The sequence below is a fragment of the Streptomyces tauricus genome, assembly GCF_014650955.1.
GTDB classification, from domain to species: Bacteria; Actinomycetota; Actinomycetes; order Streptomycetales; family Streptomycetaceae; genus Streptomyces; species Streptomyces tauricus.
Genome location: NZ_BMVY01000045.1, coordinates 53424 through 62025, shown reverse-complemented (window position 1 = coordinate 62025; position 8602 = coordinate 53424). Strand labels below are relative to the sequence as shown.

Here is an 8602-nt window from a genome sequence, read left to right as displayed (position 1 = left end):
AAGAAGCGGCCGCAGTCGGGCGCGCACTGCGGGGCACCGCCGCCGTCGAGGTTTCCGGCGTAACGCGGCCGGGATGCACCTCGACGAGGAGGTCGTCACCGCCCTGGAGGAAGCCGCTTCGAGGAGGAACTCCTCGCCAAGGACGCGGCGTTCTTCCACGACAACTTCGCCGGTTCTCTGACCAAACGGGTGCTGAGCTTCGGCCAGCGCTTCGAGGACTTCGTCGAGACGATGACGTACCGGATCGTGGGCAATCTCGTCCCCCTGCTGTTCGGTGCCGTGGTCCTGTGGAGCTACGAACCGATGCTGGTCGCCGGCCTGCTGGTGATGATCGTGCTGACCGTGATGGCCGCGACACCTCTGATCCGTCGCCGGCAGAGGCTCGTCAGCGCCCGTGAGGCGGCGATCGCCCGCGTCTCCGGCCACGTCGCCGACAGCCTCATGAACATGGAGACCATCCGCGCGTTCGCGGCCGAGTGACGGGAGGCCGACGAACACCGCAGCCGTGTCGCGGACTCCCGGCGCCTGAAGCTGAGGTCCTTGGACTACGGCAATTGGCGTGTCGACACCCTGATCGCCCCCTTGTCCGTGCTGACCAACGTGCTGGGACTGTTGGTCGCCATCGCCATCGCCATCGCCTTCGGCGGCCCGGGCCAGGGAGTGGAGGAGATCGTCGTCGCTTTCACCTACTACTCCAACGCGACGCAGATCATGTTCGAGTTCAACCAGATCTACCGGCGTCTGGAAAGCTCGATGACCGAGGCCGCGCAGTTCACCGAGCTGCTGCTGGATCCACCCACCGTGCTTGACCCGACCGAACCCGAACCGCTCGCACCGCAGGACACCGGCATCCGCTTCGAGGCGGTGGCCTTCGCCCACGTGGGGGCGAAGCCGATCTTCCGGGGGCTCGACCTGGACGTGCCCGCAGGCGCACGGATCGGTCTGGTTGGCAGATCCGGCGGCGGCAAGACCACACTCACTCACCCGGCTCCTGCTGCGGATGTCGGACATCGACGACGGACGCATCCTGATCGGTGGTCAGGACATCAGCCGGCTGCGCCAGACCGACCTGCGCTCGCTGATCGCCTACGTCCCGCAGGAACCCGCCATGTTCCACCGCAGCCTGCGGGACAACATCGCCTTCGCCCGGCCCGGCGCCGCCGACGAGGAGATCCACGCCGCGGCCGCGGCCGCGCACGTCACGGAGTTCGCCGACCAACTCCCCGATGGCTTCGGCACTCTGGTGGGGGAGCGGGGAGTGAAACTCTCGGGCGGCCAGCGCCAGCGCGTCGCCCTCGCCAGGGCCATCCTGCGCGACGCCCCGATCCTGCTGCTCGACGAGGCGACCAGCGCGCTGGACTCGGAGAGCGAGCTCCTCGTCCAGGACGCCCTGTGGCGGTTGATGGACGGACGTACCGCTCTCGTGGTCGCCCACCGTCTGAGCACCGTCGCCGGCATGGACCGTCTCGTCGTCCTCGATCGCGGAAGCGTCGTGGAGGAGGGCACCCACGAGGAGTTGCTCGCGGCGAACGGTGCGTACGCCAAGCTGTGGCAGCACCAGTCAGGCGGCTTCCTCGGCGAGAGCACCGAGTCGGCCCGCAGACACCCGGCCCCAGGGGCCGGACCCATCGGGCTGCCCGGACCAGCCGACCCGGCGCCGAATGGGGACCACAGGACGTCGTCGCACGCTCATACGCGCACCAGGCCCACATGACCGAGTTGGCCAACGACGTCCTCGCCCGCCGATGTGGGTCAATCGGTGGGGCAGGTCTCAATCTTGATTGACCCTGACTCGCGTAAGCGGAATTCACCTCGTTGGATGAGATTGCTCAGGGTGCCGGGTCGCACCTCCAGATATCCAGCGGACTATGACAGGAGTGCCGAGTGAGGCATGAAGGCGTGTTGCCAGAGAGTGTTGCCGGAGCCATAGCGCACCTCCGCAGTGCTTCGGAAGTGATCCGTTCGGCGGCTGAGCCACAGGACGCTCTCGCTGCTGCTGCTTGCGAGTTGGCAGAGGCCTCATCGTTCGTCGCCGAGGCGGCGATGCGACGGGTGTCGGCCAGCCGCGAGGCTCAGAGGCAGCTTTTGTCGGAGGCATTGAGCTGTACCCGTGCAGCAGGCATTGTAATGCGTTTTGCCTTGGTGCAGGCAGATGATCAGGTTCGATCCGGGGCCGCCCGCTCGGCGTGTGGTGCGAAGTCGCAGGAAATGGCTGACGTTTCTGGATCAGAAGAGGTATGACGGGATCAAGTGAGGGCCTTGACCTCGAATCCTGAACACGGGTTATGCGGCTGGTGCCAGCATAGTTGGTGTGAGGTGGAGGGCGTTCTCGAAGGCGATTGGTGATCGTTGTCCGAGGCGGGAGTGGCGGCGTCGGGTGTTGTAGCGGTGAAGCCATCGGAGGCGTCGAGTCGGGCTTGGCGCTCGTCGGGCCAGCTTTTCCGGCCCTGGAGTAATTGCGGCAGGACGGCCGGGGTGGCGGTTAGCCTCAATACCGGTAACTTCGGGCTTTGGTCATCGCTTGACCCGCTTGGGCTTGGTGGCACCAACGAGGGTGATGGCCGCGATGGCTGGGTGGTCTGCAGCCCGGTGGGCGGCGCGTTTGAGGGGCCAGCTGGCGACTTTGCGTTTGATGACGCGGGGGTTGGCCCGGCGGCGTCGCCGTGGCAGGAGGCGTTCGAGGAGTTCAGCGTGGGTGGCCTTGACCGCGCGGGCGAGTCGACCGGGGGGAAAATGCCGCCTGGTCGGTGACCTGGCGGCGCACGACGCGCAGTGAGCGGGTGAAGGAGATCCGGTCGGGGTCGCGCTCGGCTTGTCGTGCGGCCTGGTGCATCAGGTGCCGGATGGCGTGGTGGACGAGCAGAAAGCCGTAAAGCTCCTGCTCGGCCCCGTCAGGGTGCTGCGAACGCAGTACCAGGTGCGACCCGCCCAGGTGAGTCTTGATTTCGTCGAGGGTGGACTCGAACTCCCATCGCTGGGCGTAGAGGGCGGCCAGTTCCGCGGCTGGGGCCTTGTCCGGGTCGAGGATCGTGGTGATGAGCCGGTAGACGCCCTCATGGCCGGCGATCGTGTATTCCACAGCGCGTACTGGCACCCCACGACGGGTGTGGTGGATGTCGCTCCGGTCGAAGAGTTCGGTGAGGTAGGAGCCGTCCGACAGCTGCTCGACCACCGGCAGTACGAGGTCTTTGCGGACTCGCCACAGCAGGTCCGCCCCCGTGGTCGTGGCTGTGCGCCACAGGTCCACGCCGTAGAAACCACGGTCGGCCAGCAGCAGCATCCCCGGCCGCAGGGACACCAGGACCGCCCGGGCCAGAGCCTGTTCTCCAGTACGCAAAGCTCCGATCGCAGCATCGAAGACAGCGTGGGTGCCACACTCCACCAGGCCGGCCATGCGCAACTGCGGGTATCCGACGTCCTGTTCGCCGCGCCCGGAGCGAGGAGGACGACCAAACGCCTCCACGTTCGCCTTCGTGTCGGGCAGATCGAACGTGGTGCCGTCGATCGCGGTCAGCCGCCAGTCACGGTAGAAGGCACCCTGAGTGTCCGGTGTGGCCACCGGACGACACACCCGCGCGAACAGCTGCCGCAGCGGCGCCACACCCAGCCGAGACCTGGCCTTCCAGATCGCCGCCGTACTCGGCACCACCCACGACGTACGCCAACGCCGTGCACCCTGCAAACCCGCAGTCAGCAGCCGAGCGACCTCCTCATAGCTCTGCCCGGAGAACAGACACATCGCCAACACGAAGTAGACCACCAGCCGGCCCGGCAACAGCCGGTTCCGCTGCTGCACCCGCCCCGTCTCCGCCAACACCTCGTCCACAAGCGACTGAGGAAACGCCTGTGTCAGCACCCCGACCGCGACCCGGTCCGACAACCGCTCGCCAGATAACTTCAGTTGACCCGCTCTCGCCACACCAACCACAACGACCGGATTACCCCTAAGTTACCGGTATTGTCGCTAGCCTGCGCGTTTCACTTGCGGCGGTGTCCGAGTCGTGATCGGGAAAGCGAAAGTGCTTTCTGAGCTGGGAAGATGAGGCTTGCCGAAGGTCTCTGTCATCGCAGCAGGAAGGCACTTTCTGCGTGCACCTTGCCCGGTCGCGTCCCAAGCTCGTCCTCGTCGTGTCGGCCGACGGGCGCGGGGCGGTCAGCCACGCCGGATCCCGCCTGCTGGCTGATCTCACCGATGTCACTGGCCTGACCAGCGCCTCACGGACGCACTGCGTCGGCTGCGGCCGCGTGGCACCGGGCACGATCCTGGCCGGATCGCGGTCGATCTAGCGGTCATGCTCGCCGACGGCGGCGAGCCATAGAGGACCTGGCCCTGCTGCGCGACCAGGCGGAGATCTTCGGCCCCGTCGCCTCCACCCCGACCGCCTGGCGCCTGCTGGCCAGCATCGACCCGGGCTCCCGCCGGAGGCAGGCACGCAGACGGCCGGTGTCGTGCGAGTGGAGGGGGCCCAGTTTCTCCAGGACGGCAGGGATCGGGGAGGATGGAGCGACGGGCGCGGCACCTCGATGTGATCAGCCAGCGTAGACACCCTGATGATCACCAGTTTCGTGCCTGTGCTGTTGCCACGTCAACTCCCGCTGGGCGCGGACGATCTACGCCATCCCGGAACTTGCAACCGCCCTGGGGCGGGGACGCTGAAGAAGCTCATCGTGGGGCCGTTGTCAAAGATCTCCAGAAACGTCCGGTAGGCGCGTGGTGAATCGTGGTGCCGTACCATGCTCCGCCGATTCCGTCGCGTGTGCGAGATCGCGGAACCGCCCGGGTGAGATGCCGTACTCGCGACGGAAAGCGGCTCCGAACGCGAACTCCGTCGAATAGCCGACCTTGCGGGCGACCGCGGCCAGGGGTGCCCTGCTTTCGCGAAGCAGGTGGGCCGCGTGGGTCAGGCGCCAGGTGATCAGATAGGTCCTGGGCGGTTTTCCGACGAGCTCGGTGAATCGTCTGGTGAACGCCGTCCGTGACATTCCGGCGGTCTCGCTGAGTTGCTGCACGGTCCACGGCTTGTCCGGGCCCGCATGGATCTCGCGGAGTGCGGTGGCGATCGCCGGATCGCCAGTCGCCGGCCATTCTGCGTCCCGGTTCTGCTCCAGCCATTGCCGCAGAATATGGGTAAGCATCAGGTCCAGCAGCGCGGGACGGGTCGCCCTGGTGCCCGGTCCGGCGTCGGACAGGTCTGCGCCGAGCAGATCGGTCAACGACCGCAGTTGCGGGCTGTGTTCATAGTCCGGCGAGATCGCGATGACCTCGGGCAGCGTTCTGAGATAGGGGTGTATCTCCCCGTGGTCCAGCCAGTACGCGCCGCAGAGGAACTCGACGTCAGCCGCGGGATTCCGCTCGTCCACGCCCATCACCGCCGGAGGCAGCTGCTCAAGCCGGGACGGCGCGTGGCTGAGCCCGTGCGCGGCGCCGGACGAAGTAAGAACGACGTCGCCCGGCACGAGGGCCCGCGGCGGCCCGTCCGCCGTGATCAGCCAGCCACTGCCCCGTACGAGGATGTGGAAACCGCTGACGTCCAAGGTGGGGTAACGCAAGCCCCACGAGCCCGACTTGGTGACCCAGCATGCCTCGGCGCGCCCGATCCGTACGCTGCTGATCGCCGCGCTGAGGATGTCCATGCCGGACAACGTACCCCGGCGGCATGAACCGGACGTCCACAACTCGTATGGGCCCGGGTCACCGGAGTATGTCCCGCCCGGCCGCCAGTTGGTTGAGTCGCAGGTGGCCGTGGTCGACGCCATCCGCAACGACATCCAACACGGCACAGATCCACGAAAGAAGAGCGAAGAAACACATGGCTGAGACGATCTGGGACGCATTGGTTCCCGTCTACGAGAAATGGGCCGAGCCCACCTCCGCTGCGTTCGCGGAAGCCGCACTCGACCGGGCGGAGCTGTGCGCCGCTTCAGCCGTTCTGGACGTGGCCGCGGGTACGGGCGCCTTGGCGGTCGCCGCGGCTGCGCGTGGACACGGCGTGCACGCGATCGACAATTCTCCGGGGATGGTCAGCCGCCTCACGGAGCGCCTGGAGTCGTATCCCGGAAGCTCCGCCCAGCTCATGGACGCATTGGACCTGCAATACGGCGACGACGAATTTGACGCGGCGTTCTCGATGCTCGGAGTGCTGTACTTCGGCCCCATGGCGGTGAAAGCGCTCACCGAGATGGTCAGGGTGGTACGGCCCGGTGGTGTCGTCGGAGTGGTGCACTGGGCGAGCCCGGTGGGCGGCGGCCCGATGTTCGTACCTCTGGTCCGGGCCCTCGACCGTCTGGGAGACCCCGAGGCGCGGGGACTGACGATCCCGGTGACGAACGAGTTCCTGGAAGGCGGGGACGTCGAGCACGTGCTGGGCGAGGCCGGATGCGTGGATGTATGGTCAGAAAAGGTGGAAAGGGAATCGCCCATGCCCACACCGGAGACGTTCATGGATGAACTCGACCTGTTCTTCCAGATGTTCCCGCAGTACCGCACTGCGGTGTCCCGTCATCGCGACCGCCTCCGGGAGGCCCTGGCCGAGGAAGTGCGTCTCATGGCGAAAGGGAAGGACGGGCATCCCCTGGCACAGGTCAACATCGCGTACGGGCGGGTGCCGCGCTGAGGCGGCAGCTGCGGCTCGTGATCCTCACCTGCCCCGGGGGCCTCGGCGGTGGTAGCTCGGCGTCGCGTCGCTCCTGAGATCCCCTTGGTGTGTTCTGTGCCTCAACACCGACAGCTCCGCCTCGGCGTCGTACGGGACCTGTACGAACTGTAGGGAGAACGGTGCAGCGGTCGCCGAATCGGGGACGTCTTGAACGATCAGGTACACGGGGGCGGATCGTCCATGCTGCTCTCCACACTATCGGTGTTGAACAACGTGCGGCGGTCGCGGTCGACTTCGCAGTACGGGTCGTGGGTTTCGCCGTAGCCGACCACCGTCGGGACCGGACCGTCCCCGGTGGCAGGGGTGTTGGCGAACATGCCGAGGAATTCGGCCCCCTCGTCGAATTGGATCCGTCGGTGCACCGAGGCCGGGAAGTATGGAAGAGCCGTACGCGGCGGCCGCTGATCAGGAAGTCATGGCTGAACGGCAGAGCGTGCAGCCACTCCCCTCTGTCCCGGGGAGAGTCGGCCCGAGCGACCAGGCCAGCGCCTCGCTGTCGTACGTACGGTCCGGGTCGGGGAGGAAGCCGTCCCCGTTTCCCAGGTGTTGGCCTCGCAGCGGACACGGCAGATGCCTTGAGCAGGGCGATCTCCTCGCGTTCCGCGAACGACAGGTAGCGGCCTGAGGGCTCGTCCAGACTCAGCGGCGCCATCCCACCAGCGTGTCGGAACCACCGAATCCCGACCGGCGCCGACACGCCGACCCCCTCAGCGGCCTGGACAGAAGTGACCCCCGATGCGATCAGACGCCAGAACTCGCGCTGAACAGCACGCGATGGCTCAGGCCGGCCAGGCGAGCGCATCGGCGGCCGCATCGCCCTGTCTGCGGCCCACTGCCGCCGCGCACCGGATGGTGCCTGAGGCATCCGCTTCCTCGGTCGTCCCACTGCACACCTCCGCGTTCAGAAGGTGTTGCGACGATCAGTTGAATCCGCCTTGCGACCCGCGGTCGCTGTGATGAATGAGGCCGGAGTCCTTCTTGATCTTCCGTCTCCACAGCGCCATCTCGAGGGCTTCCAGCGGGAGTTCGGTCCGCATGAGGTTCGCGACCTGCCAGCCGACGATCATCCGTGAGTACACGTCCAGGACGAATGCCACGTATGCCCAGCCGGACCAGGTGCGGACGTAGGTCATGTCTGCCACCCAGAGCTGGTCGGGCCGGGAGGCGGTGAAGTTGCGGTCGACCAGGTCTGGCGGGCGGGGTGCCGACGGCTCCGGGATGGTGCGGCGGCGCCGGCCGCGGATGACGCCCTCCAGGCCCAGCTCGGGCATCAGCCGCTCGACGGTGCAGCGGGCCACCTCGTGGCCCTTGTGCCGAAGGGCGCGGATGATCCGGCGGGCGCCATAGGTGCCGCCCGATTCCGCGTGGACCTGCTCGATCAGCGGCATCAGATGCTCGTCGCGGAGCCGGCGGGCCGACTTCGGCCGCTTCTTGCGGGCGAAGTACGTCGACGGCGACAGCTGGAGCACCCGGCAGACGGGATCGACCCCGAGACCTCTGTCACGCAGGTGGTCTATCACCTGCTCGGCCTCGTCCGGGGACGGTCGATCTCCTGGGCAAAAAACACCGACGCGGCTTTCAAGATCTCGTTCGCCCGCTTCAACTCGGCGTTCTCCTTGCGGAGTTGCTTCAGTTCATCACGCTCAGCGCTGGTCAGCCGGTCGTCGCGTTCGCCGTGATCAGCCTCAGTCTGGCGGACCCAGCCACGCGGGGCTTCCTTGTGGATGCCCAGGTCCTTCGCGACGTGCGCGATGGGGCGGCCGGTGGTGCGGACCTCGCGGATCGCGCGCTCCCGGAGTTCATCCGGGTACTTACGTGGTGCAGGCATGGTGCTCGTGGATCTCCTTCGCCAGGATCGTAACCCTGGCATCAGGGACTCCACGAATCTCAGTACAGCTCAGGCGAGAGTGCCTGGCTTTCTCGGCCTCGCCGCAGCCCTGCGCTGC

The 8602-nt window shown here is 67.0% G+C and carries 5 protein-coding genes and 3 pseudogenes; 3 read left to right on the top strand and 5 right to left on the bottom strand.

All coding sequences use genetic code 11. The features are described 5' to 3' along the window. Positions 1-123 precede the first annotated feature (123 nt). Positions 124-1714: pseudogene (locus IE278_RS37710) on the top strand (ABC transporter ATP-binding protein); the annotation flags it as partial. 972 nt (positions 1715-2686) lie between these two features. On the opposite strand, the gene IE278_RS37705 reads toward IE278_RS37710, so the two are convergent. Then, the gene (locus tag IE278_RS37705) at positions 2687-3919 is read right to left on the bottom strand and encodes an IS4 family transposase (protein WP_189779523.1); all 1233 of its coding nucleotides are present in this window, start codon (positions 3917-3919) and stop codon (positions 2687-2689) included. A 140-nt stretch (positions 3920-4059) separates the two neighbouring features. Between IE278_RS37705 and IE278_RS42635 the strand changes: the two are divergent. Next, positions 4060-4459 (top strand): annotated as a pseudogene (locus IE278_RS42635) (IS1380 family transposase); the annotation flags it as partial. Between the two features lie 221 nt (positions 4460-4680). On the opposite strand, the gene IE278_RS37695 reads toward IE278_RS42635, so the two are convergent. Beyond that, positions 4681-5634, bottom strand: a complete 954-nt coding sequence (locus IE278_RS37695) for an AraC family transcriptional regulator (protein ID WP_189779515.1) — start codon at positions 5632-5634, stop codon at positions 4681-4683. A gap of 176 nt (positions 5635-5810) precedes the next feature. On the opposite strand from IE278_RS37695, the gene IE278_RS37690 reads away from it, so the two are divergent. Then, entirely contained in the window at positions 5811-6614 is an 804-nt protein-coding gene (locus tag IE278_RS37690; RefSeq protein ID WP_189779514.1) for a class I SAM-dependent methyltransferase, read from the top strand. 613 nt (positions 6615-7227) lie between these two features. Here IE278_RS37690 and IE278_RS42630 read toward each other — a convergent pair. From IE278_RS42630 to IE278_RS37680, 3 genes and pseudogenes are all read right to left on the bottom strand, one after another. Further along, positions 7228-7521, bottom strand: a pseudogene (locus IE278_RS42630) (IS30 family transposase); the annotation flags it as partial. A gap of 55 nt (positions 7522-7576) precedes the next feature. Then, complete coding sequence (locus tag IE278_RS37685; RefSeq protein WP_189779513.1) at positions 7577-8176, bottom strand: IS3 family transposase; 600 nt, start codon at positions 8174-8176, stop codon at positions 7577-7579. Continuing rightward, positions 8173-8484 carry a transposase gene (locus IE278_RS37680; RefSeq protein WP_189779512.1) on the bottom strand — a complete coding sequence of 104 codons (312 nt, stop codon included), beginning with the start codon at positions 8482-8484 and terminating at the stop codon, positions 8173-8175. The genes IE278_RS37685 and IE278_RS37680 overlap by 4 nt, the downstream gene beginning before the upstream one ends. Positions 8485-8602: the final 118 nt, after the last annotated feature.

Coding starts and splice junctions, on each gene's coding strand:
- IE278_RS37695 (WP_189779515.1), bottom strand. CDS start 5,634: ATGGACATCCTCAGCGCGGCGATCAGCAGCGTACGGATCGGGCGCGCC.
- IE278_RS37690 (WP_189779514.1), top strand. CDS start 5,811: ATGGCTGAGACGATCTGGGACGCATTGGTTCCCGTCTACGAGAAATGG.
- IE278_RS37680 (WP_189779512.1), bottom strand. CDS start 8,484: ATGCCTGCACCACGTAAGTACCCGGATGAACTCCGGGAGCGCGCGATC.